This window comes from Gilliamella apicola (assembly GCF_000599985.1).
Taxonomy (GTDB): domain Bacteria; phylum Pseudomonadota; class Gammaproteobacteria; order Enterobacterales; family Orbaceae; genus Gilliamella; species Gilliamella apicola.
On record NZ_CP007445.1, the window covers coordinates 2,190,224 to 2,215,178 of the forward strand.

21 protein-coding genes and 1 pseudogene are annotated in these 24,955 nt (G+C 34.2%); 15 read left to right on the top strand and 7 right to left on the bottom strand.

Annotated features, from left to right (window positions below):
- Positions 1-181 precede the first annotated feature (181 nt).
- From GAPWK_RS09830 to dapD, 6 genes and pseudogenes are all read right to left on the bottom strand, one after another.
- Positions 182-2,328, bottom strand: a pseudogene (locus GAPWK_RS09830) (carbon starvation CstA family protein).
- 321 nt (positions 2,329-2,649) lie between these two features.
- Positions 2,650-3,369 (bottom strand): two-component system response regulator BtsR, encoded by a 720-nt coding sequence (btsR, locus tag GAPWK_RS09835; protein WP_025316064.1) that lies wholly within the window; start codon positions 3,367-3,369, stop codon positions 2,650-2,652.
- Complete coding sequence (locus tag GAPWK_RS09840; RefSeq protein WP_025316065.1) at positions 3,363-5,063, bottom strand: sensor histidine kinase; 1,701 nt, start codon at positions 5,061-5,063, stop codon at positions 3,363-3,365. Before GAPWK_RS09840 ends, btsR begins: the two co-directional genes overlap by 7 nt.
- A 53-nt stretch (positions 5,064-5,116) precedes the next feature.
- Positions 5,117-7,390 carry a beta-glucosidase BglX gene (gene bglX / locus GAPWK_RS09845; protein ID WP_407919859.1) on the bottom strand — a complete coding sequence of 758 codons (2,274 nt, stop codon included), beginning with the start codon at positions 7,388-7,390 and terminating at the stop codon, positions 5,117-5,119.
- A gap of 232 nt (positions 7,391-7,622) precedes the next feature.
- Entirely contained in the window at positions 7,623-8,114 is a 492-nt protein-coding gene (locus tag GAPWK_RS09850; protein WP_025316067.1) for a YajQ family cyclic di-GMP-binding protein, read from the bottom strand.
- Between the two features lie 104 nt (positions 8,115-8,218).
- Complete coding sequence (dapD, locus tag GAPWK_RS09855) at positions 8,219-9,043, bottom strand: 2,3,4,5-tetrahydropyridine-2,6-dicarboxylate N-succinyltransferase (protein ID WP_025316068.1); 825 nt, start codon at positions 9,041-9,043, stop codon at positions 8,219-8,221.
- A 221-nt stretch (positions 9,044-9,264) separates the two neighbouring features.
- Here dapD and GAPWK_RS09860 point away from each other — a divergent pair, with 221 nt between their 5' ends.
- The 4 genes from GAPWK_RS09860 to GAPWK_RS09875 are packed head-to-tail and all read left to right on the top strand — an operon-like array spanning position 9,265 to position 11,035.
- Positions 9,265-9,741, top strand: a complete 477-nt coding sequence (locus tag GAPWK_RS09860) for a prepilin-type N-terminal cleavage/methylation domain-containing protein (protein ID WP_025316069.1) — start codon at positions 9,265-9,267, stop codon at positions 9,739-9,741.
- Entirely contained in the window at positions 9,735-10,313 is a 579-nt protein-coding gene (locus tag GAPWK_RS09865; protein WP_025316070.1) for a prepilin peptidase-dependent protein, read from the top strand. The genes GAPWK_RS09860 and GAPWK_RS09865 overlap by 7 nt, the downstream gene beginning before the upstream one ends.
- Positions 10,282-10,719 (top strand): DUF2509 family protein, encoded by a 438-nt coding sequence (locus tag GAPWK_RS09870; RefSeq protein ID WP_025316071.1) that lies wholly within the window; start codon positions 10,282-10,284, stop codon positions 10,717-10,719. Before GAPWK_RS09865 ends, GAPWK_RS09870 begins: the two co-directional genes overlap by 32 nt.
- A complete protein-coding gene (locus GAPWK_RS09875) occupies positions 10,712-11,035 on the top strand; it encodes a type IV pilus modification PilV family protein (protein ID WP_025316072.1) in 324 nt (107 codons plus the stop codon). Before GAPWK_RS09870 ends, GAPWK_RS09875 begins: the two co-directional genes overlap by 8 nt.
- 31 nt (positions 11,036-11,066) lie before the next feature.
- Here GAPWK_RS09875 and GAPWK_RS09880 read toward each other — a convergent pair whose 3' ends face one another.
- The gene (locus GAPWK_RS09880) at positions 11,067-11,840 is read right to left on the bottom strand and encodes an alpha/beta fold hydrolase (RefSeq protein ID WP_025316073.1); all 774 of its coding nucleotides are present in this window, start codon (positions 11,838-11,840) and stop codon (positions 11,067-11,069) included.
- 136 nt (positions 11,841-11,976) lie between these two features.
- On the opposite strand from GAPWK_RS09880, the gene GAPWK_RS09885 reads away from it, so the two are divergent.
- From GAPWK_RS09885 to zapA, 11 genes are all read left to right on the top strand, one after another.
- Positions 11,977-13,917, top strand: a complete 1,941-nt coding sequence (locus GAPWK_RS09885) for an exoribonuclease II (RefSeq protein ID WP_025316074.1) — start codon at positions 11,977-11,979, stop codon at positions 13,915-13,917.
- A gap of 177 nt (positions 13,918-14,094) precedes the next feature.
- Positions 14,095-14,331, top strand: a complete 237-nt coding sequence (locus GAPWK_RS09890; protein ID WP_025316075.1) for a YecH family metal-binding protein — start codon at positions 14,095-14,097, stop codon at positions 14,329-14,331.
- A 152-nt stretch (positions 14,332-14,483) separates the two neighbouring features.
- A complete protein-coding gene (locus GAPWK_RS09895) occupies positions 14,484-15,149 on the top strand; it encodes a hypothetical protein (protein ID WP_025316076.1) in 666 nt (221 codons plus the stop codon).
- 17 nt (positions 15,150-15,166) lie between these two features.
- The gene (locus GAPWK_RS09900; protein WP_080692486.1) at positions 15,167-16,729 is read left to right on the top strand and encodes a glucan biosynthesis protein G; all 1,563 of its coding nucleotides are present in this window, start codon (positions 15,167-15,169) and stop codon (positions 16,727-16,729) included.
- Positions 16,730-16,747: 18 nt separating this feature from the next.
- Positions 16,748-19,105 carry a glucans biosynthesis glucosyltransferase MdoH gene (gene mdoH, locus GAPWK_RS09905; protein ID WP_025316078.1) on the top strand — a complete coding sequence of 786 codons (2,358 nt, stop codon included), beginning with the start codon at positions 16,748-16,750 and terminating at the stop codon, positions 19,103-19,105.
- 67 nt (positions 19,106-19,172) lie between these two features.
- Positions 19,173-20,147 carry an elongation factor P--(R)-beta-lysine ligase gene (gene epmA, locus GAPWK_RS09910; RefSeq protein WP_025316079.1) on the top strand — a complete coding sequence of 325 codons (975 nt, stop codon included), beginning with the start codon at positions 19,173-19,175 and terminating at the stop codon, positions 20,145-20,147.
- A gap of 2 nt (positions 20,148-20,149) precedes the next feature.
- Positions 20,150-21,496, top strand: coding sequence for a DNA recombination protein RmuC (gene rmuC, locus GAPWK_RS09915; protein ID WP_051516271.1), 1,347 nt, complete (start codon positions 20,150-20,152; stop codon positions 21,494-21,496).
- A gap of 151 nt (positions 21,497-21,647) precedes the next feature.
- Positions 21,648-21,893 carry an exodeoxyribonuclease VII small subunit gene (gene xseB, locus GAPWK_RS09920; protein ID WP_025316080.1) on the top strand — a complete coding sequence of 82 codons (246 nt, stop codon included), beginning with the start codon at positions 21,648-21,650 and terminating at the stop codon, positions 21,891-21,893.
- Positions 21,886-22,755, top strand: coding sequence for a (2E,6E)-farnesyl diphosphate synthase (ispA, locus tag GAPWK_RS09925; protein WP_025316081.1), 870 nt, complete (start codon positions 21,886-21,888; stop codon positions 22,753-22,755). Before xseB ends, ispA begins: the two co-directional genes overlap by 8 nt.
- 15 nt (positions 22,756-22,770) lie before the next feature.
- A complete protein-coding gene (gene dxs / locus GAPWK_RS09930; protein ID WP_025316082.1) occupies positions 22,771-24,633 on the top strand; it encodes a 1-deoxy-D-xylulose-5-phosphate synthase in 1,863 nt (620 codons plus the stop codon).
- Between the two features lie 7 nt (positions 24,634-24,640).
- Positions 24,641-24,925 carry a cell division protein ZapA gene (gene zapA, locus GAPWK_RS09935; RefSeq protein ID WP_025316083.1) on the top strand — a complete coding sequence of 95 codons (285 nt, stop codon included), beginning with the start codon at positions 24,641-24,643 and terminating at the stop codon, positions 24,923-24,925.
- Positions 24,926-24,955 lie beyond the last annotated feature (30 nt).

Here is a 24,955-nt window from a genome sequence, read left to right on the forward strand (position 1 = left end):
TCATTCCAATAAAATCAAATTAGAGAATTGTAAATAGCAATCTATTTCTATTTAATTCATAAAGTTATTTATAAAAAAATGCCCATCAACCGATATTGATTGATGAGCATATAATGAAAATTGGCTATTTTTCACTATCATTAGTGATGCCTGATTAATAAGACATCCTAATGATGATTAACTAATGTGACATAGATGTTTTTACACCACCTTCGGGAATAGGCACATAAGCGGTTTCTTTATCGGTTCTATGTTTGTTATTTCGAACTTTTAGAGCTGTCCTAATACCAAAGAAGATAATACTATAAACAACAACCAAGAATAGAATGCTTAAACCTGCATTAGTATAATTGTTGATTACAATATGGTGCATGTTATCAATTTGCTGTTGGGTTAATGAACTGCCTTCAGCGATACGACGTTTATACTCGCTGGCTAAATAGAAGAATCCTTCTAATTGCGGATCATTACTGAATAATTTCAATGATAATGCCCATGTTGTACAAATTAATAACCATATTGCTGGTATAATTGTTACCCAGACATATTGGGCTCGTTTCATCTTAATTAATACAACAGTTGCAAGCACAAGTGCCACAGCTGCTAACATTTGGTTAGAGATACCAAATAATGGCCATAAGCTCTTAACACCACCTAATGGATCGACAACGCCTTGATAGAGTAAATAACCCCATAAACCAACACAACCTAATGTACCAATAAAGCCTGCTACAAGTGAATCTGTTTTTTTCAAGAATGGTACAAAATTACCTAATAAGTCTTGTAACATGAAGCGACCAGATCGCGTACCTGCATCTAATGCAGTAAGGATAAACAGTGCTTCAAATAAGATCCCAAAATGGTACCAAAAGCCCATATTGGCACCCGGAAGAATTTGATGGAACACATGAGCAATCCCCACCGCTAACGTTGGTGCGCCACCAGCACGATTTAATACAGATGGTTCACCAATATCTTTTGCAGTTTGTAGGATTTCTTCAGGTGAAATAACAAATCCCCAAGAACTTACCGTTGCAGCAGCATGTGTTGTGACATCCTTTAATTGTTCCAAAATCATTGGTGCTTCATCAGTCCCAAGTTTATGCAAATCTGGCATGGTGATACCTAACGCCGCTGGCGGAGTATTCATTGCAAAATAGAGGCCCGGTTCAATAATTGATGCTGCAACTAAAGCCATCATTGCCACGAAAGATTCCATTAACATTGCACCATAACCAATAAAACGTGCGTCGTTTTCATTAGCCAATAATTTCGGTGTAGTACCTGATGAAATCAGTGCATGGAATCCCGAAACCGCACCACAAGCTATGGTAATAAATAAGAATGGAAACAACGAACCTTTCCAAACAGGACCCATGCCATCGACATATTGAGTAACATCTGGCATTTTTAAATTAGGATTTAAAATAACAATACCTATTGCGAGACCAACAATTACTCCAATTTTTAAGAAAGTCGCTAAATAATCGCGCGGTGCTAAAATTAACCATACAGGTAACATGGCAGAAACTAAAGCATAACCCACAAGAACAAAGGTGATAGTGGTCGCCTTGAAGGTTAATGCTGGTCCCCAATAAGGATCACTAGCAATAACGCCACCAAACCATATTGATAAGATTAATAACACAATACCAATAACTGAAACTTCTAGAACTCGTCCCGGCCTTAGGAATCGCATATAAATACCCATAAATAAGGCAATTGGTACAGTTGAACAGACGGTAAACACCCCCAAGGACTTTCAGCTAATGCATTAACAACAATTAATGCTAATACGGCTAGTATAATTAACATAATTAAAAAACAACCAAACAAAGCAATGGTTCCCGGAAAAGGCCCCATCTCTTCTTTTATCATTTCACCCAATGATGAACCATTACGACGTGATGATAAGAATAGAACCATAAAGTCTTGCACTGCACCAGCAAAAACGACCCCAGCAAGTAGCCAAAGTGTGCCCGGTAAATAACCTACTTGTGCAGCAAGAACAGGACCAACAAGAGGACCCGCACCAGCAATAGCAGCAAAGTGGTGACCAAATAAGACATATTTATTTGTTGGTACAAAGTTTAAACCATCATTATTAAGGACAGCCGGAGTTGCACGGGTAGGATCGAGTTGCATAACTTTTGAAGCGATATACAAACTGTAATAACGATATGCAACAAGGTAAATTGACACCGAAGCGGCAACAATCCAAAGTGCACTAACATGTTCGCCACGCCTTAAGGCAACAACAGCAAGGCAACATGCTCCTATAACGGCCAAGATTAGCCATGGAATATGCTTAAAGACTTTATTATTCATAATAATTCTCTTTATAAGTTTAAAATTAATTAGTTTGATACTTAAGTCCAACAAAATTGAGGTTATTTAATAATTGTCGCAAATGGTTAATAAAGAATTTTTAACATTACTCAAAGATTAAATTTTCATACTTTAAATGGATTAATTTATCAACTAATGGTCCTTTTACGTTCGAGAATATAGTAATTTTTAACTTGTAAAAATAGTAATAATATTTAAGTTTCAGGTTAGATTAAGACTATGAGTGGTCAAAATTAGACACTAAGCGGTAAAACATTATTAGTAGAATATCTACCCGTAAAGTATGCTTATGTCCAATTGTTATAGACCTAACTTTTCTTTAAGGAATTTTAAATAACGGCGACTGACTGGAACAGATATATCATTGATAAAAATGACATCCACACCACCCGCATCATTAAAACGGATTTCTTTAAGTTTTTTTAAATTAACTAGGTATTGCCGATGACAACGTATTAAAGGTGTTTTGTCTTCAAGTGTTTTTAAGGTTAACTCCGTAAAATATTCATTATTGGATTGATTAAAAACATAAATTCCACCTATTTTCGATGAAACATAAAAGACATCCTCCAAATTTAACAAGTAAATTCGATTATGTCCAACACATGGGATATATTTTAAATCCTGATTCACTTCTTCTAAATGGTTAATATTCCCTGATAAACATTGGTGATGTAAACGATATAAAGTTTTATTTAATCTTTCTTGTTCAACCGGTTTAAGTAAATAATCAAAAGCTTGTTCTTCAAATGCCTTGATAGCAAATTCGCCATAAGCAGTTAAAAATACAATCCTAGGCATTGTTTGTGGGTCGATCATAGATAACATTTCAATACCGTTTATTTTGGGCATTTGAATATCCAAAAAAACGACATCTGGTTGCAGCCGATGAATTTCACGGATTGCTTCCATAGCATTATTACATTCAGCAATAATAGATATTTCAGGATCATTTTCTAATAAGCAACGTAAATTTTCGCGTGCGGGTAATTCATCATCGACAATAATAACTTTTAGCATTGAACATTCGTATCCTTTTGCAAAGGCAAGGTTAACATTACTTTAGTATATTCATCTGGTTCACATTCTATCTTGATACCGTATTTTTCACCATAACGAATCTTAATTCGTTTATCGACAAGATTAAGTCCTAATCCTTTGTTATCTTTTTTATTTTCACAGTAATTACCAGCATTATCAATCACTTCTAATATCATCGATTGCTTATTGGCATAAGCCCGAATTATTACTTTACCTACACCTATCAATTGTGAAGTGCCATGTTTTATAGCATTTTCAACAATGGGTTGTAATGAAAATGCAGGCAATTGTACAAATTCTAATTCGGTTGGAATATCAAATTCGATAGTCAGCTGATCCATAAACCGCATTTTTTCAATTTGTAAGTAAGCATTAACATGTTCAAGTTCATCTTTTAAAGAGACTATCTCTTCAGTTCTTTTTAAGTTTTTTCTAAAAAAAGTAGACAGATTTTGAACTAATTGTGAGGCCTGCGTTTTATCACGACGTATGACAGCAAGCAACGTATTTAACGCATTAAATAAAAAGTGAGGATTAACTTGCGCATGCAGTAATTTAATTTCTGTTTTAGAAAGCAGTTGTTTGTAGTGTTCATTTTGACCTGCTAAAATTTGTGCAGATAGCAGACTGGCGATACCTTCACCAAGCGTTCGATTTATAGAACTAAATAAGGTATTTTTTGCTTCATACAATTTAATTGTGCCAACAACAGTATTATTTTCACCTCGAAGCGGGATTACCAAAGTTGAACCTAAGCGACAATTTTTACTTATTGAACATTGGTAAGGTTGATGAGCCCCATCAAGATATTGTACTTCATTTTTTTCAATCGCCTCTAAAGTGCTATTGGATGTTATTAGCGTGCCAGGTTTATGATGATCATCACCAATACCAATAAAAGCTAATATTTTTTCTCGATCGGTGATCGACACTGCACCAATATCAAGTTGTTGATAAATAATTTCAGCAACTTTAGTACTATTACGTTGATTAAAACCATCTCGCAATAAACCTTCTGTACTAACAGCAATTTTTAATGCTCTGGCTGAGAAAGCCGAAGTGTACCTTTCAAATATTGCCCGTCTATCTAATAAAATCCGCATAAACATCGCGGCGCCAATACTATTGGCAACAATCATGGGTGCGGCAATACTTCTAATAGCGTGCGAAACGACATCAAAAGGTCGAGAAATGATTAGTACTAATATCATTTCAAGTGATTCTACTAATAATCCTAAAATACCCACTAAAAACGGATTATAGATAAGATCGACCCGCCCTTTTTTCATTAATACATAGTGGAGCAGACCGCTTAATAGACCCGTTAAGATTGTTGATAACATACAACTTTCAGCAGTAATACCACCCATCAAATAGCGATGGAATCCACCAGTAATACCTACAAGAAACCCAACTATAGGTCCACCAAGGAGTCCACCTAAAATAGCGCCTATAGCACGTGTATTGGCAATCGTATCTTCAATATGTAAGCCGAAATAGCTTCCCATAATACAAAATAAAGAAAAGATAAAATAGCAAACTAATTTGTGAGGTAAATGCACAGTAACTTGCATAAGAGGAATAACAATGGGCGTTTTACTTAGTAAATAAGCAATCACTAAGTAAACACACATTTGTTGTAGTAGCTGTAAGACAAGATCAAATTCAAACATAATATTGCTACCCAATCGAAACGGCCAAAAAATTTCGATTAAAGCTTACTAATTTATTTGTCTAATAAAATAAATGTCTGTTTATTCTGAGTTGTTGAGTCAAAACCAACGAACACATTAAATTTACCAGGTTCGGCAACATATTGCATTTTATCATTCCAAAATTTTAACATGTCATATTTAATTACAAATTTTATTTGTCCTTTTTCATGCGGTTTTAAAGTAATATTTTCAAAACCGACAAGTTGCTTGACTGGACGGCTCACCGACGCCGTTATGTCTTGTAAATACAGTTGTACGGTTTGTGTTCCCAACTTATCGCCAATGTTTTCAATATTAGCAGTTACAACAATTTCACTGTCCTTTGTCATTTCAGTGTTGGATAAAACAAAATCAATGTTGAAATCGGTATAACTCAAACCAAAACCAAATGGAAATAATGGTTCGTTAGGGCTATCAAAGTAGGAAGTTGTATATTTACCCATGTTTTCAGTTCCTCTTGGTCGCCCAGTATTTAAATGGCTGTAATAGACAGGGATCTGCCCAACATTATAAGGAAAAGACATAGGTAATTTACCTGAAGGGTTATAATCACCAAACAATACATCCGCAATAGCATTACCACCTTCTGTACCTAAATACCAAGTTTCAAGCATAGCATCAGCTTGGGCATACTCTTCAGTTAATGTCAAAGGGCGTCCATTCATCAAAGCAATCACTAATGGTTTACCCGTTGCTTTTAATGCTTTAATTAACTGTTTTTGGCTTGCAGGTAACGATATATCGGTACGACTGGATGACTCATGTGCCATGCCTTGAGCTTCACCAACAAACGCAATTACCACATCAGCTTTTTTAGCTTTGTCAACCGCTTCGGTAATCATTTTATCCGCTGGTCTATTATCAAATTTGGTAATCTCTGCATATAAATTTAGAAAGCGATATAAATTAGCATCATTTGATAAATTGGCTCCAAAAGCATAATCAACTGATTGAGCATTATTCGCCGCATGTTTAATACCTTCCAGTGGTGTTACCGCTAAACTAGCGCGACCTGCCGCAGACCAACTACCCAAAATATCACGTTTTGAATCAGCCAATGGACCTACCACGGCAATCTTTGCATTTTTAGAAATTGGTAGAACATTATTGTTATTTTTTAATAAAACAATACTACGGCGAGCCACCTCTCTTGCTTCTTGGCGATGCAAACGGTTATCAGCAAACATGGTATCAATATCTAACTTAGGGTCTAAATTACGATGAGGATCGCTAAATAATCCCATATCATATTTAAGTTCAAGCACATGACGACAAGCTTGATTAATTCGAGTTTCGGTAACTGCACCTTCTTTAATCAGTTGGGGTAAAAATTTTAAAAAATATTCATCGTTCATGCTCATATCAATACCGGCGTTAATAGCAACACGCACGGCATCTTTGGGATCACTTGCCACACCATGATTAATAAGTTCGCGTATTGCACCGTGGTCACTAACCACAACGCCGTTAAAATGCCATTTATCGCGCAACACTTCGGTTAAAAGCCAGTGATTAGCCGTCGCGGGAATACCATTAACACTTACTAACGAGACCATCACAGCCCGACTACCAGCATCAATAGCCGCTTTATAAGGTACCAAATATTCTTGGAACATTTTACGTTCACTCATATCAGTACTGTTATACTCACGCCCTCCTTCAACAGCTCCATAAAGAGCAAAATGCTTAACCGAAGTCACAAGCGATTTTTTATCATTTAATGACTGATTTTGCATCTTTTCAACAAAAATTCGTCCAGCTTCTGAGGTTAAATAGGGATCTTCACCAAAACCTTCTGAAACTCTTCCCCATCTTGGATCCCGAGTAATATCAACCATAGGAGCCCAAGTAATATTTAATCCATCGGATGTAGCTTCATCGGCCGAGACTTGCGCCACTTTCCCTATGGCATTGCGATCCCAAGTTGCTGCTATGCCTAAATTGATGGGAAATACAGTTCTATGACCATGGATAATATCAAAACCTAATAATAGAGGAATTTTATTGGGTGATTTTAAAGCACGATCTTGCATCTGGGATAGATCGGGTTCGACAATCGTATTAAATATTCCCCCTATTTCGCCAGTTTCAATTTCATTGAGCGTCTGGTTAAGTGGATGGTTATCACCGACACTAATTAAACGTAGTTGACCTACTTTTTCTTCAATGGTCATTTTAGATAATAGGTCATCAATAAATCGCTTCTTTTCTTCGTTATTAGTTTGTTGAGCTAATACACTCCCTGAAAAGGCGATAAAAAATAAAAATACAGTTATTTTTTTTATCATAATATTTTTTTAATTAAGAAGATAGACTAATGAATAGCATAGCGTATTCGTTGAAAAAAACTTATTTCCTACTAAGTTGATTTTCATATTTAAGTCGTTTTAGTAATGGTTATTTTAATTTTTTATACTAAAACGTAGTGTTAACCTCAAACTTTTTGACAAGAATAAATTGAATTGTTTAAAGGTTAACGTTGCCGAATAATGTCGATAAAAATGGATGTTAATTTGATTAATCCCTAAAATTTGTAAACTGGAACGGTTGTCCAAATTCTCCATTTCGAACTAAAGCCATAGTGGCCTGTAAATCATCTCTAGATTTACCTGTAACACGTACCTGCTCGCCTTGTACTTGAGCCTGTACTTTTATTTTACTATCTTTGATAGCCTTTACAATTTTCTTAGCTAGCTCTTTATCAATCCCTTGTTTAAGCTTGACAGTAATGCTATAAAGTTTTCCACTGTGTTCCATCTCCTCCGGAATTTCTAAAGCACCGCCATCAATACCACGCTTGGCTAACTTATCACGTAAAATATCAAGCAACTGTTGTACTTGGAAGTCAGATTGACTTGTCGCTTTGATCGTTTCATTTTTTTCATTCAATTCGAACGATGCTTCAACGTTTTTAAAATCCCAACGGGTTGCCAATTCTCGCGTAGCATTTTCAACGCCGTTTTTAACCTCAGGCATTTGGATTTCAGAGACAATATCAAAAGAAGGCATAAACTATCCTCTTATAAGGGTTATAAATATGATTAAATTTAAGAATGAATAAAATATTCGCCGCCTTTCTAATTAGGCGGCATGTAAAGACAATGATAGTTAAATTAATCGATGGTACGTAGTAGCTCGTTAATACCTACTTTACCTAATGTTTTTGCATCAACTTTTTTCACAATTACTGCACAATATAGGCTATATTTGCCATCTTTGGTTGGTAAGTTACCTGATACCACAACAGAACCTGCTGGTACACGACCGTAATGAACTTCACCTGTTGCGCGATCATAAATTTTAGTGCTTTGTCCAATAAATACACCCATTGAGATCACACTACCTTCTTCGACAATCACACCTTCAACGATTTCACTACGAGCACCAATAAAACAGTTATCTTCAATAATCGTTGGGTTAGCTTGTAATGGTTCTAATACACCACCGATACCTACACCGCCAGATAAATGGACATTTTTACCAATTTGAGCACAAGATCCAACTGTAACCCATGTATCAACCATTGTACCTTCATCAACATATGCACCAATGTTGACATAAGATGGCATTAATACGGTATTGCGGGCAACATAAGCACCTTTACGGGCGATAGCGGATGGTACAACACGAAAACCTTCTTGTTGGAATCGGGCTTCATCATAATCAGCAAATTTTAATGGCACCTTGTCGTAATAATTTGTTGCTCCGCCATCAATAAGTTGGTTTTCATTAATACGGAAAGAGAGCAACACCGCTTTTTTTAACCATTGATGAGTCACCCAATCACCATTAATCTTTTCTGCAACACGCATTTTACCACTGTCTAATAAAGCGATACATTGATTAATTGCATCACGCGTTACTGCATCAACATTTGAAGGAGTGATTTCTGCGCGGCGTTCAAAGGCTGCGTCGATAATAGTTTGTAATTGTTGCATCTCGAGTTTCCCTTACTTATAAGTCCGTTAGTAAATGTAAAATGAGTAGACAGTATAATATAATATGTCATTCTTTTTAAGTGGTTTGTCAAGAGTAGTAAGTACAGTAAGAAAAAAATAAAATTTATTTGGAATAAATCACACAAATTTTTCCTACATAATAAACATTTAATGAGTAAATTGTACAATCATTCATATCATTTTTAAGTACAAAAATTACTATGCATGATCAAGGATTTTCATTACTCGAACTTTTAATAATCATAGGTATTAGTTCTATTCTTGCCACGGTAGGCGTTCATCATTGGAAATTAATTGAACTTCGCAATGAATTAGTTTCAACAACAAAGCAATTGGCTAACTTTTTAAATGAAGTTCAAGTTAAAGCTTATACTGAAAATCAAAATTACAAGCTTTTTGTTTTTTCATCTCCTTGGTGTTTAACCATTACCTCAGAAGAACGCCCAGCATCTTGTAAACAAGGTGAATTACAATTTATTAAACCGAATAATTCTGTAGAAATTTCAGGATTAACTGAGAAAAAAGTTATTTATTTTTGGGGAAGACGCAATATGGCACAATCATTTTCCTTAGAACTGTCAAATGAGATTGGTAAAAGTAAAGTTTTCGTATCCTACCGTGGGCGCATTAGATTTTGCCAATTGAACAGTTATTTACCAAGTTTCCCACCATGTTAAAAGAGTTAGGATTTTCATTACTTGAAATGCTCATCAGTATCACTTTAACAAGCTTGATTGTTATCGGTGTAACATCTTTTTATTATCAGTTACAACAAAACACTTTGCATTATTATCAAATAACTCATTTACAACAAGCTGTTGAGCAAGCATTAGTTGGCTTATCAAAAGACATTAAACGAGCGGGATTCATCGCCGATGATTCGAATAAAATGAAAAACAACGCTCTAGAGATTGTGAGATCTCAAAATTGCATAATTATCCGATATGACAGTGAAATCCGCCATGATTGGGTCTACGATCAGTGGAACTTAAATAATTCTGATATTTTTACTTACCGCTTTAAAAATAATAATGTTGAATACAGAACAGGGGCAGTGAATTGCAAAGAAACTAAGTGGGAAAAATTATTTGACCCTGCTGAAATTAAAATAACAAAATTCGATATTAAACAGAAAAATAACACTATTGAATTATCAATAGGAGCAGAACTAAAAAAACAGAAACACGTTAAATATCAGGTAACAAAAATAATCAAAAATGAAAACCTATCTAAAACTGACTCGAAATAATGAAAATGGATTTAGCGCAATAATAATGGTCGTTATTTTAATGATCATTGGATTACTATTATTAACTGGTTTTAATCAATTATTAATTTCATGGCATAAAACCATTGTCATGGAAACTCGTTATTATCAACGATTCAATCAAGCCAGTTCAGCACTAAATTGGGCATTAACACAAGAGTGGCAAACACCAACGGAGCAATGGCAATGCTTAACAGACACAAAATACAAGTTAAAAGCTTGTGTAAAAAAATCATTGTTAAAAGTGGATAATTATCAACTTTTACGAGGCGAGGCTGATGGTTTGTTTTTATACTCCCTTACACATCTAAAAGGTACAAAACTGGTTGTAGAAAAAGGTCATTGGTTAGATTATTGCCCAGAAAAAAGGAGTAGTGATTGTGAGTAATAAAAATAGTATGGGTTTTAGTTTAATTGAAGTAATGATAGCGAGTTCACTATTTTCAATAATTATTCTTGGTTTTACAAGTTACCAACAATCACTTATTTATCAGCATCATTATCTTTCTAATCGGTTACAAGCAGAACAAATCGCATTTGAACTCCTTGAAAGTTATCCTGATATTGCCAACCATATTATTCCCAATGATTGGCAATATACTCTACAAATTGATCTATACAATCGTAGATGCAAAATGGTTTTAGTTACTGTGACGCCGATTAATATTAAACCAGTGAAACAAAAACGGCTATTTTGCAATTAACTATCGATACTAAATGTAAGAAACACAGAAATTAAACAGAACAAGATGAGCAATTTAACCAATCATGTAAAAGTTGTAAAACTTGTTGTGTTTTTTCAGCGTGCACATTATGCCCTGCACCTTCTATGGTTACAATTTTAGCATTAGGAAATTGAGCATAAATAGTATTTTGATATTTGTCGGCCAAATAAACCGAATTACCGCCACGAATAAATAAGATTGGTTTTAAACATGGCGAGCTTGATGGTATGGTTTGCCAGTCGCATATATTAGCATATTGGTCATTAATAACTTGTAAATTAAATAACCAATGTTGCTTTTTATAAGACTTTAATAAAAACAAACAAGTCGCTTCGCTAAGACCGGCTTCTTGCATAACTGCCATAATTTGCTTTCTATCGGTGATTTGGTTATTAAGGCAATACATTAAAGTTCTTAATATAATGGCATTGGGCGAACTGCTATATTTTACTGGCGCAATATCAATCACGACTATTTTTTGGATGATCTGTGGTATGACTTGTGATAACTGCGTCGCTACTTTGCCCCCCATAGAGTGCCCAATTAAAATTATGTCTTTTAATTGAAGTTCATGACAAAGCTCGGCTACATCTTGCGCCATAGAGGTATAATTTATTTGATCAGACCAAGGAGATAAACCATGATTACGCAAATCAACTTGAATTGTTTGATAATCAGATACCAAATCTTTGGCTAGCATATTTAAATTATCTAAACTACCAAACACTCCATGCAGAAAAACAATAGGTTGTCCTTTACCTTGCAATTTATAATTTAATTTCATATTTGAACTTAGCCTTTAAAATTTATAGATCAATATTATATGGTTTTGCCTAAGTCACCAACTATTAATTCAATAACAATAATCTCTATAACTATGATAAAATCTTGAAACAGTTTTTAAAAAAGTGTTAAATCGTATGTTTCAAAATAATCCGCTACTTGCACAACTAAAGCAAGAACTTCATCAACAAACACCGCGTATTGAAGGTACCGTCCGAGCCCATGAGAAAGGATTTGGTTTTTTAGATGTTGATAATAAAACCAGTTATTTCATTACTGCAAATAAAATGAAAACCGTATGCAATGGCGATAAAGTATCTGGAACAGTAATTGAAAATGGTGATAAAAAGGTTTTTGAACCAGAATCATTAATTGAAAGCCCCCTACAAAGATTTATAGGAAAAATAGGTTTTCAAGAGCGATCAATGGTTATTTATCCTGAAAACATGCCTGCTAATTTAGCTATTCGCTGTAAAATTAACAAACAGGTTCAAGAAAAACTTAAAGAAGATGATTGGGTAGTTGCTACCTTGATTTCTCATCCTCTTGAAGAAGGTAAGAATAATTTTCTAGCAGAAATCACGCATTTTATTGCTGAAAATAGTTCAATTTACCTACCTTGGTTAAAAACTTTAGCCCGATATAATTTAGAAGATAATTCACCACAGCCGGACACATTAACAATTAATGAAAAGGAACTGACTGATCGTCAAGATTTAACCGATATAAACTTTTTTACCATCGATAGTGAATATACAGAAGATATGGATGATGCCATTTCTGTTTCAAAGGACGAGCAAGGTAATTATCAATTAAAAGTCGCTATTGCAGATCCAACTGCGTATATTTTACAAGACAGCCAACTTGATAAAATAGCTAAAAAAAGAAGTTTCACAACATATTTACCCGATTTTAATATTCCAATGTTACCTATTGAATTAGCTAATGACCTTTGTTCTTTAAAGGAAAACCAAAAACGGCCAGCATTAGTATGCGATATTAATATCGATGCAAATGGTATAATAGATGAAAATAGTATCACTTTTATGCCTGCATTTATCGAATCAAAAGCGAAACTTTCTTATAATAATGTTTCAGATTTTTTAGAAAATAATGATGAATTGCTATCTAATAACGCAACATTACCCGAACAACTTAACTTATTGTCATCTTTGGCAAAAACTAGAACCATTTGGCGACAAAACAATGCGTTAGTTTTCAAAGATAGCAATGATTATCGTTTTGTGCTTGATGAAAACCGTCATGTAAAATCTATCAATAAGGAACCTCGTCGGATTGCCAGTCAAATTGTTGAGGAAGTGATGATCATTGCTAATCAAGCATTAACTTTGCAATTAAATAATAAAATCGGATTTGGTATATTCAATACTCATTCAGGTTTTGACATTAAATTTATTGATCAAATTTTGAAGGTGTTAAGTAATCATGGTATTGAAGGATTTGATAAAGAATCTTTATTATCTTTTGATGGGTATATCAAATTACGACGAATTATCGATAATGATGAGTTTTTAACAGCTCGGCTCCGTAAATGTCAAAGTCCTGCTGATTTTTCTATTCAACCACAACCTCATTTTGGCTTAGGATTAAATGCATATGCAACTTGGACATCACCAATACGCAAATATGGGGATATGGTTAATCATCGTTTAATTAAAAATTATTTACGTTCACAACCCTTAAATGAACCAGATAAAGAGCAGTTAAAAATCATGAATGAAAGGCGCAAATTATTACGTTATGCTGAACGTGATATTGCTGAAAATCTTTATATTCAATATTTATCTGATAAAATTGGTGATAGTTTTGTTGCTGAAATTGTCGATATCAACCGCGGAGGTGCTCGTCTGCGTTTAACCGATATTGGTGCATTTGTATTTTTACCACTTTCAATGATTCACCCAGTTCGAGACGAAGTAGTTTCAAGTCCCGAAGAAGGTGTTATTAGAATTAATAATGATATCTGTTATAAACTTTCAGATACCCTTAATATTAAGATCCATCAAGTTAAAAAAGAAAGTCAATCAATAATAGTTAAATTAGTTACAGATAAATGATTGACTTCAAATTATCTTGTTCATTCATTAGCCCCTGGTTTCACACAGGGGTTACCTAACTAATAATTGATGATATTTTAACGCTTAAACTCTTTTTTTTCTTGATAATATCTGATATCTTTCTCCATCCATTAAAATATTTATACTAACTAAAATAAACAAGATTCAGAGGATGCTATGTTATCAATTCATGGACATGAAGTCTTACAAATGATGGCTGGTAATAGTTATACAGACTCATCTCTACTTGAAGCCATTGAACAACAGTTTGGTAAAAATGCTAAATTTCACACTTGCTCTGAAACCAATATGAATGCTGAACAACTCATCTGCTTTTTAAAGTTAAAGGGTAAATTCAAACCTGTTAATAATTCTGGATTTACAGTCAACGAAAAAAAAATCTGTCGTCATTAACTCTGTAAGATATTAGTGAATGTTCAGTATGCTTTTTTACACTTTTAAACTAATCGTATAGTGTATTTAATAGAATATGAGTATATAATTTCGCGCAGATATTAGCCTGCCCTATAATTACAACTCGAAAAATATATTCATGGAATTTATATATGAAATTAAGTAATATTTTTATATGCGCAATGGTTCCTATTTTTATTGCCAGTTGTGCACATAAATCGGCTAAACCAAATAAAACTTTAGAACCACCGCAGATCGAAACGGATCAATTATCTGTTCTAATGCAAAAAACAGAAACGAATAACTCTTACGTAGTTAATGCTAAAAATAAATTACAAAAATTACTTCAATCAAAAAATTTTAATGAATACATTTCTAATGAAGGTATTCTAAACTGTGTTAACGATCAGAACCAATCAGCTTGTGTGTTAAATTTTTACCTTAATGAGTATTATAAATTGAAATATGATGTTCAAATTAAAAAAGTCATTGAGGATAATCAGATAGAACATAAAATTGAATTAAGTAAAATCAACGCTACCCAAGCAAATATTAAAAACTATTGCGACCTTTCAGCTGATTTTACCGCAGCAGTATATACTAACAACAATGATAAAATTTCTACTTTTAAAGCATTATTCAAAATGAATAAAGAAGATTTATCAATCTTACACACTAAAATTCTCAAGGATGACTATTCTCATTTTTTGATTGACGAAAATCCAAGTATTCTTCAAGAAATGAAAACAGAATTTATGGAAAAGTGTTTGCATGATCCTAAAAATAACATTATCAATTATTTAAATATTTTCCGATAATCCTAATGCGAGTTTTTATGTATAATTTATTACCAATTAGTCAGTTTAGTAAAACAGTAACTTGTAAAATTCTTTGCATAGTTTCAACTCTTTGCATTAGTTTTTCTTCATCGGCTTTTTCGTTTAAGGATGTTGTTACAAAAGCAGAAAAGCTATCCAAGAAAAATTATGTACAACCCACAAAGAACATACCCAATGAATTAGCCACGCTACAATTTGCTGATTATCAAAAAATTCAATTTAATCATGAAAAAGCCTTTTGGAATGATAAAAAAACTCGTTTTAAATTAGAGTTCTATCATGAAGGAATGTATTTTGATACGCCCGTTCAAATTAATGAAATTGCCAATAATAAAGTTAATGAAATTAAATTCGATCCAAGTTATTTTGATTTAAGTAAAGTTGGATTGGATAATCTAAACACAAAAAAACTTGGATTTGCTGGATTTAAAGTTCATTATCCAATAAATAACCCAGATAAAACCGATGATGAAATTTTTACAGCTCTTGGTGGTAGCTATTTCCGTGCAGTTGGAAAAGATCAACGATATGGTTTGTCTGCTCGAGGGTTAGCAATTGATACTGGTGAGATGACAGGTGAAGAGTTTCCTCGTTTTAAAGAATTTTGGATCGAAAGACCACTTCCTAAACAAAAACATTTAGTCATTTATGCCTTACTCGATTCACCTAGCGTAACTGGTGCTTATAAGCTTACTTTAGTACCAAGCGTAGATACCACAATAACCGTAGAAGCTAAAATCTTTTTTCGCAATGCGGTAAATAAACTTGGCATCGCACCTTTAACTAGTATGTATTTATTTGGTCCAAACCAGCCATCACCTTTATTAAATTATCGACCAGCAATGCATGATTCTAATGGACTATCGATTTTATCTAGCAATGGTGAATGGATATGGCGACCATTGAATAATCCTAAGCGGTTATCTTTTTCTTCATATAGTTTAGATGATCCTAAAGGTTTTGGATTGATTCAGCGTGATAATGGATTTGAGGATTACCAAGATCTTGATGATCATTATGAACTTCGTCCTAGTGTTTGGACAGAAATATTAGGTAATTGGCAAAAAGGTCGGGTTGAACTGGTTGAAATCCCAACTGCAGATGAAACAAACGATAATATCGTTTCTTTCTGGGTGCCTGAAAAACATTATAAATCTGGTGACAGTCTTGATATTAAATACCGATTGCACTATTCATTAAATGAAAAGCAACGCTATCCCGATAATGTAGCTAGAGCAACTAGCACTCGACTATCATTAGGTGATATAAAGCAAGCAAATTTAATTCGTAAACTAGATGGTTCGAACGCTTACGTTATTGACTTTGCTGGCCCTAATTTATCAGAACAAGAACCTGTTAAAGCAATATCAAGCATCAATAACGGATCTATTGTGAGCTGTGATGTAGAATATAATTCAGTAACAAAAGGTTGGCGAGTTCTTCTTCGGTTCAATGTTAAAGACAATAAAAAACCAACGGATATTCGCGTTCAGTTAGCTTCGGAAAAAACGAATCAAATTTTATCTGAGACCTGGAGCGGTCAATATCCTGGACAATAACGATAATAAGATAACATAATGAAAAAAGATTACTTTGCTACTCTTTCTGGCGCAGATAGTTGGCGCCAGAAATCAAAAAACAATGAAATTGAGCCAAATGATACTGAGTTTCTGAAATATCGCCTAAATCAAATTGGCGACACATCAAACTATATTGATGAAAGAAACCAGCAACCCAGTTATCCTAAAGTTGAACGCGTTTCGATTCAACCACAAACATGGAACAAACGCTATAAAAGCAATTTCAAAGCTAAAGTTAATCTCATCGCGGTTATCCGTCGCTTAATAATGTTTGCACTAATTGTAATACAAACATATTTCGGAACTACCTATCTATCAACACTGTTACCTTATCAAAGTTGGCAAAAAATTAATTTTATGGCTAATTGGGCGAATAATCCTGAATTAGCCATATACAGTATCGTCCCTTATATTATACAAGGATTTATTATTTTCCTATTTGCAATTTTGTTTGCTTGGATTTCAATTGGCTTTTGGACAAGCGTTATGGGACTGATTTTAGCTGTAATAAGAAAAGACCGCTATACTATTGAGATCCCTAAAGATGCAGCAAAACACATTGATGTTAATCATCGTACTGCGTTAGTTATGCCAATTTGTAATGAAGATGTAGCACGAGTTTTTGCTGGATTACAAGCGACCTATCAATCTTTGGTTGAAACTGGTCACGCAGATTGCTGTGATTTTTATATTTTAAGCGATACGAATGATCCCGATCTTTATGTAAATGAATTAAAAGCATGGGCTGATTTTAATGCACAAAAGGATAATAATGGATGCCAAATTTTTTACCGACATCGTAAACGTCGAGTGAAACGTAAAAGTGGTAACATTGATGACTTTTGTCGACGTTGGGGACATTTATATGAGTATATGTTAATACTTGACGCCGATAGTATTATGACAGGTGATTGTATTTTAAATATGATTGCCATGATGGAAATGACACCTAAAGCTGGCATATTACAGTCCCCGCCAAAATCAGTTAGAATGAAAACGCTTTATGGTCGAATTCAACAATTTGCCAATCAGATTTACAGTGATATTTTTTGTGCCGGAACCCATTTTTGGCAACTTAGCGAAGCACAGTATTGGGGGCACAATGCCATGATTCGCTTAAAACCGTTTATTGAACACTGTATTTTATCTCCACTACAAAAACGCAAAGGGCCAATTCATATTTTGTCACACGATCTAGTTGAAGCTACCTTAATGAGACGTGCAGGATATGGAGTTTGGATCGCCTATAATATAAATGGTAGTTATGAAGAATTACCGGGCAATATGATTGAAGATCTAAAACGAGATAACCGTTGGTGTATGGGGAACTTAATTAATTTAAGATTGATTTTTAAAAGTGGTATAACTTTAACACATAGGGTTATGTTTTTAACTAGTGGAATGGCTTATATTTCATCTTTATTATGGTTAATATTTTTATTTTTCTCAACGCTGCTTTTATTAGTTTTTAATTTATCCGATCAACAATATTTTTTCCAACCTAATCAATTTTATCCGACATGGCCAAGGTGGGATGAAAATTTGGCATTACAATTGTTATCTACAACGATGGTATTATTGTTTGCACCAAAATTCTTTAGTTATAGCATTATCATCGCTAAAACAGGCGCCAAAGATGTCGGTGGAATTTTCAAGCTAACTCTATCAATTTTCATCGAAATGTTCTGGTCGATGATACTTGCCCCAATACGCATGATATTCCATAGTAAGTTCGTGATAAAAGCATGGCTAGGCAGTAAAATTCAATGGAAATCACCTTCAAGAAACGATGATGCCTTAACATGGGGAGAATCTTTCTATTTTTGTTGGCCTCTCTCTTTATTAGGCATTATTTGGCTTGGCGTAATTATTTGGTTAAATCCTCAGTTTACTTACTGGTATATTGCTATTCTAATTCCACTGACTATTTCGCCATTAGTGGTTAGAGTTTCTGGATTATCAAGCATTGGTATGAAAACCAAAAAACTAGGTCTATTTTTAACGCCAGAAGAAACTCATCCAGCAAAAGCTGTGACCATGACAGGTGAATATCTAGTTAAAACGGAAGCTAATATCGTTGAACATGGTTTTATCATGACATTGATTGATCCTATTTACAATGCGCTAGCTTGCGCATTGTCCACTTCTCGCCATTTACCTAATATAAAAATTGAGCAAAGACGTCTTGAATTAATTGAGCAACTTAAACAAGCTGATTTAGAAAAAATTAATAAAGAACAACAGTTAGCAATTTTGGAAGATCCAATCATTCTTTCTGAATTACATCAGCATATATGGCAGCTGCAAGAAAAATACGACAATTTATTCACTTTATGGCAAAATGAACGTCAATAATAAAAAATAGGGCTTAAGCTCTATTTTTCTCCTTTTAGTAATTGATCAAAATCCATGGATATTTTTTATGACTTGGCAACCTTCCGCATCTATCAATAACCTACTTAAGCGCGCAAAAATTATTTCACAAGTACGACAATTTTTTACTGATCGCTGTATATTGGAAGTCGAAACGCCGACCTTGAGCCAATATGCCGTTACTGATGTGCATTTGAATTCTTTCTCCACTACCTTTTTTAGACCGGGTGAATTCGATGAACAGCTTGGGCGAAAGATGTCATTAATTACCAGTCCAGAATACCACATGAAACGTTTATTAGCAGCGGGAAGCGGTCCAATCTATCAGATTTGTAAATGTTTTCGCAATCATGAGGAAATCAGTGATTTTCATAATCCTGAATTTACTATGCTTGAATGGTATCGAATTCAATTTGATATGATGCAAATGATTAATGAAGTTGATGATCTATTACAAACAATTTTAGATTGTGAACCCGCGGAACGTGTTTCTTACCAAAAAGCGTTTCAACGTCACCTTAATATTGATCCATTAGAAGCAGATCAAGCAACATTAGTTAATGCTGTTAATCAATTAAATATCGGAATCAAAACAGAAGAGTTTGATAAAGATGGTTTATTACAATGTTTATTTACTTTTGGCGTTGAACCACATATTGGTCATGATAAACCTATTGCTGTATATAATTTCCCTGCGTCACAAGCAGCATTAGCCGCAATCAGCAGTGAAGATCATCGAGTTGCAGGTCGCTTTGAATTCTATTACAAAGGCGTTGAACTCGCTAATGGTTTTAAAGAATTAACTAATCCACAAGAACAAAAACAACGTTTTGAACAAAACAATCAAGATAGGCTCAATCTTAATCTACCTCAACAAGAAATCGATATTGAGCTATTAGCTGCTATGGAAAATGGCCTACCTGACTGTGCAGGAGTTGCGGTAGGTTTAGATCGCTTAATCATGTTAGCGCTAAATTCAAAGAAACTAGATGATGTAATTTCATTTACCTTTGAAAGGGCTTAGTGATGATAAGTAATTTAGGTCTAACTGAGTGGATCGCAATTATTCTTGGGATAGTATCATTGATTTTATTAATTTTATTGGTCAAATCGCAGCTGATTATTAATAATTCAAACCAAGTATTTAATTTACAACTTTCTCAGGTAAGGCAAGAGAATCAAACATTAGCCAATGAAGTAAATCAACTTGATACTGAATTAAACCAATATCGACAACAAAATATTGAGCAATTTGCTACTATTAGCGAGCTGAAAACGCGTTTAGAAGAAACGCGTAATGCAGCCCATGAACGCCAGACAATACTAGAGCAAAGTGAACAACGGCTTACAACTCAGTTTGAAAACTTAGCCAATCGTATATTTGAGCATAGTGGTAAAAAAATTGAACAACAAAATAAGCAGAGCCTTAATTTTTTATTATCACCTTTAAAAGAACAATTAGATAGCTTTAAAAAGCAAGTGCAAGATAGTTTTGGTGAGGAAGCAAAAGAACGCCATACTCTTACTCATGAGATTCGTAATTTACAGCAACTAAATCAACAAATGGCTAAAGAGGCAACCAATCTCACTAATGCTTTAAAAAGTAACAATAAGGTTCAAGGAAATTGGGGAGAATTTATACTTAGTCAAATACTTGATAATTCGGGTTTAAGATTAGGTTATGAATATGATACGCAGGTCAATTTAACCAATGAAAATAACCAACGTTTACAACCTGATGTGATTGTACATCTACCTCAAGGAGGGGATGTGGTTATTGATTCAAAAGTGACGTTGGTTGCATATGAACGTTATTTTAATAACGATGAAGAAATTGTAAAAACCAAAGCATTATCCGATCATTTAACCGCTGTACGTAACCATTTAAAGCAGCTTAGCCAAAAAGATTATCATAAGTTAATCGGCATTAATTCATTAGATTATATATTAATGTTTATCCCTGTTGAGCCAGCATTTTTATGTGCTATTGATAGTGATCCATCATTGATTAATGATGCACTCAAAAATAACATTATGATTGTCAGCCCAACAACTCTTTTAGTTGCCTTACGTACGATTCATAATTTATGGCGTTATGAGCACCAAAATCGTAATGCTGAGCTAATTGCAGATAAAGCAAGTAAATTGTATGATAAAGTTCGCGGTTTTGTTGAAGATATGGAAAACCTTGGTAGCACCCTTGATAAAGCTCAGCAAACTTACCAAAACTCTCTTAACAAATTGTCCAAAGGTCGCGGTAATATTATTGGTCAAATTGAGCGATTTCGAGAATTAGGAGTAGAAGTTAAAAAACCAATTAATCCAGACATTGCATTATTGTCTGTAGATGAACTTAACAAAGATAAAGATTAAATATTTTACTGTGATGGCTAATCAATTAAATTCACGTTGTAGAATTTTGTCAAAAAGTTTGAGGTAATGCATACGTTTGAGTATAAAAACATCTTAATTCAACATTACTGAAAATACGTGTATACTGATTTTGTACAACAAGGAATACAATATGGCTAAAAAACAAGTTACTGAACCTAGTTTTGAAGAAACACTTAAACAACTTGAAACCATTGTTTCACAATTAGAGAATGGTGATCTACCGTTAGACGAAGCATTGAATGAGTTTGAAAAAGGTGTCAAATTAGCTAAATCTGGTCAAAAACAATTACAACAAGCGGAACAACGCATTCAGATATTATTATCTGAGAATTGTGATGCAGAACTATCTGAATTTTTAACCGATAATAATGAATAATTTAAAACCATTACAAGAGCGAATCAATACGTTTTTAGCAACTTATATAACTCAGTTCTCTTCTACTAAATTGCAACAAGCTATGAGCTATAGCTTGTTAGCTGGCGGTAAGCGAATCCGTCCAATACTGGTTTATTTAACTGGACAAATGTTTGATTGTTCGTTAGCAAAACTTGATGAAGCGGCAGCTGCAATTGAAATGATTCATACTTATTCATTAATTCATGATGATTTACCTGCTATGGATAATGATAATCTACGACGCGGAAAACCGACTTGTCATATCAAATATGGACATGCAGAAGCAATACTTGCTGGAGATGCGTTACAATCATTAGCATTTAGTTTATTATCTGAAAGCCAACACCTCAATAATCAAGTTAAAATTGATATGATTTCTGAACTTGCCAATGCTAGCGGATTAACGGGTATGTGCTTAGGGCAGTCACTTGATTTGCAAGCCGAACACCAATCTATCACCCTTGAACATTTACAAAAAATCCACAACTATAAGACTGGAACATTAATTAACGCGGCGGTCCGATTAGGTGCATTTGCCAGTGGCGATATAAGTAAGCCTTACTATTCTTTGCTCGATAGCTATGCTCAAGCAATTGGACTCGCTTTTCAAATTCAGGATGACATTTTAGATGTTATTGGTGAACAAGCTATTATGGGCAAACCTAAAGGCTCCGATATTATACATGAGAAATCTACCTATCCTGCTTTATTAGGCTTACAAACAGCTATAGACATGACAAAACAGTTATATGATCAAGCTATCGATAGTCTCAACCAAATACCTTATAATAGCCAACCACTGCAAGATCTCGCTGGTTTTATTATAAATCGAAATAGTTAACACGATGACTTAATGATAAAAATGAATTTGGATAATTATCCCTTATTAAAAAAAATTAACTTTCCACAGGATCTACGATGTTATCCTCAATCTCAACTGCCTGAAATTTGTCGTGAGTTAAGACAATTTTTGTTAAATAGCGTAAGTCAATCTAGTGGACATTTAGCATCAGGACTGGGGGTGGTTGAATTAACAGTGGCACTGCATTATGTTTATCATACTCCTTTCGATAAAGTTATTTGGGATGTTGGTCATCAAGCTTATCCGCATAAAATTTTGACCGGTCGGCGTGATCAAATGCTCACAATTCGGCAAAAAGGTGGACTTCATCCATTTCCACATCGCAATGAAAGCGAATATGATGTTTTAACTACAGGCCATTCTTCGACTTCTATAAGTGCCGCTTTAGGTATTGCTATTAGTGAGCAAAAAAAACAATCCAGACAAAAGGTAGTAGCAATCATTGGGGATGGCGCACTTACCGCTGGTATGGCATTTGAAGCAATGAATCATGCTGGGCATGTTAAACCCGACATGTTAGTCATTGTTAATGACAATGACATGTCAATTTCAGAAAATACGGGTGCACTTAACCAACATTTAGCCCAAATTCTTTCAAGTAAAACCTACACTTCTTTCCGTGAAAGTGGCAAACGAGTGCTTGCAAACATTCCACCTTTAAAAGAATTATTAAAAAAAACCGAAGAACATTTAAAAGGTTTAGTGACGCCAGCAATCTTATTTGAAGAACTTGGTTTTAATTATATTGGTCCTGTTGATGGGCATGATGTTGAAAGTTTAGTAACCACTTTACAAAAAGTTCGGCAACTAAAAGGACCTCAATTGCTTCATGTTATTACTCAGAAAGGCAAAGGTTACGCACCAGCAGAACAAAATCCAACTTTATGGCATGGTGTACCAAAATTTAATCCCAATGATGGAATATTGCCAGATGCAAACAAAGTTACACCAACCTATTCACAAGTTTTTGGTGATTGGTTGTGTGAAATGGCACAAAACGATAAGCAGTTAATGGCTATCACGCCTGCAATGAGTGAAGGATCTGGTATGACCAAGTTTGCCAATCTTTATCCAGATCAATTTTTTGATGTCGCCATCGCTGAACAACATGCCGTTACACTTGCTGCGGGTTTTGCTATTAGTGGTTTAAAACCAATCGTAGCAATTTATTCCACTTTTCTACAACGTGCTTATGACCAAGTTATTCATGATGTTGCCATTCAAAACTTACCTGTCTTATTTGCGATAGATAGAGCAGGTATTGTTGGTGCCGATGGTGAAACTCATCAAGGAGCATTTGATTTAAGTTTTATGCGTTGCATACCTAATTTTGTCATAATGACACCTAGTGATGAAAATGAGTGTCGACAAATGCTCTATACAGGTTATTTGCACAATGGGCCTGCAGCAGTGCGATATCCGCGTGGTGAAGGTTGTGGTGTGCAATTAGAGCCATTAGCACCCTTACCAATAGGTCAATCAAAATTATGCATTGAAGGTGAAAATATAGCTTTACTTAATTTTGGCACATTACTACCTGAAGTTTTACAGGCGGGTAAAAAAATTAATGCTACAGTCATTGATATGCGTTTTGTTAAGCCATTAGATGAAAAAGTCCTTTTGCACATTAGCCAAACTCATAATATACTTGTCACCGTAGAAGAAAATAGTATTAAAGGTGGCGCAGGTAGTGGCGTCTGTGAATTTTTATTATCTAAAAAAATAAAATGTGATATTTTAAATATTGGATTACCAGATAAGTTTATTCCTCAAGGATCTCAAAATGAGATGAGAAATGAGATGGGATTAAACTGTGAACATATTATAGAAAAAATTAATGAATTTATAAATCAATAGGTTAAATATGGAAACTCAAGCTGTCACTATTCAAATTTTTGGACGTACATTAAAATTCAATTGTCCGGTTGATGAAGTTGACGCACTAACCAATGCCGCAAAAGATTTGGATGCGCGCTTATCTAATTTGCGTGAAAAATCTCCACAAATAGGTAGTGAGCAACTAATCATGACCGCAGCACTCAATATTTCTTACGAGTTAACTAAGGAAAAAGAAAAAAGTAACGAATTTAGCCACAGGCTAAAAATGCTACAACAATTGCTTGATTCTGCTTTGAATACCAACAATTAGCGTTTTTATTTGTAAATTTGATAAAAACCT

Excerpts from the sequence above, each read along its gene's own strand:
- GAPWK_RS09850 (WP_025316067.1), bottom strand. The coding sequence starts at position 8,114 with ATGCCTTCTTTTGATATTGTCTCTGAAATCCAAATGCCTGAGGTTAAA.
- GAPWK_RS09890 (WP_025316075.1), top strand. The coding sequence starts at position 14,095 with ATGTTATCAATTCATGGACATGAAGTCTTACAAATGATGGCTGGTAAT.
- GAPWK_RS09895 (WP_025316076.1), top strand. The coding sequence starts at position 14,484 with ATGAAATTAAGTAATATTTTTATATGCGCAATGGTTCCTATTTTTATT.
- btsR (WP_025316064.1), bottom strand. The coding sequence starts at position 3,369 with ATGCTAAAAGTTATTATTGTCGATGATGAATTACCCGCACGCGAAAAT.
- GAPWK_RS09865 (WP_025316070.1), top strand. The coding sequence starts at position 9,735 with ATGTTAAAAGAGTTAGGATTTTCATTACTTGAAATGCTCATCAGTATC.
- GAPWK_RS09900 (WP_080692486.1), top strand. The coding sequence starts at position 15,167 with ATGTATAATTTATTACCAATTAGTCAGTTTAGTAAAACAGTAACTTGT.
- GAPWK_RS09880 (WP_025316073.1), bottom strand. The coding sequence starts at position 11,840 with ATGAAATTAAATTATAAATTGCAAGGTAAAGGACAACCTATTGTTTTT.
- GAPWK_RS09870 (WP_025316071.1), top strand. The coding sequence starts at position 10,282 with ATGAAAACCTATCTAAAACTGACTCGAAATAATGAAAATGGATTTAGC.
- epmA (WP_025316079.1), top strand. The coding sequence starts at position 19,173 with ATGACTTGGCAACCTTCCGCATCTATCAATAACCTACTTAAGCGCGCA.
- ispA (WP_025316081.1), top strand. The coding sequence starts at position 21,886 with ATGAATAATTTAAAACCATTACAAGAGCGAATCAATACGTTTTTAGCA.
- GAPWK_RS09860 (WP_025316069.1), top strand. The coding sequence starts at position 9,265 with ATGCATGATCAAGGATTTTCATTACTCGAACTTTTAATAATCATAGGT.
- dapD (WP_025316068.1), bottom strand. The coding sequence starts at position 9,043 with ATGCAACAATTACAAACTATTATCGACGCAGCCTTTGAACGCCGCGCA.
- GAPWK_RS09840 (WP_025316065.1), bottom strand. The coding sequence starts at position 5,063 with ATGTTTGAATTTGATCTTGTCTTACAGCTACTACAACAAATGTGTGTT.
- GAPWK_RS09885 (WP_025316074.1), top strand. The coding sequence starts at position 11,977 with ATGTTTCAAAATAATCCGCTACTTGCACAACTAAAGCAAGAACTTCAT.
- xseB (WP_025316080.1), top strand. The coding sequence starts at position 21,648 with ATGGCTAAAAAACAAGTTACTGAACCTAGTTTTGAAGAAACACTTAAA.
- zapA (WP_025316083.1), top strand. The coding sequence starts at position 24,641 with ATGGAAACTCAAGCTGTCACTATTCAAATTTTTGGACGTACATTAAAA.
- mdoH (WP_025316078.1), top strand. The coding sequence starts at position 16,748 with ATGAAAAAAGATTACTTTGCTACTCTTTCTGGCGCAGATAGTTGGCGC.
- rmuC (WP_051516271.1), top strand. The coding sequence starts at position 20,150 with ATGATAAGTAATTTAGGTCTAACTGAGTGGATCGCAATTATTCTTGGG.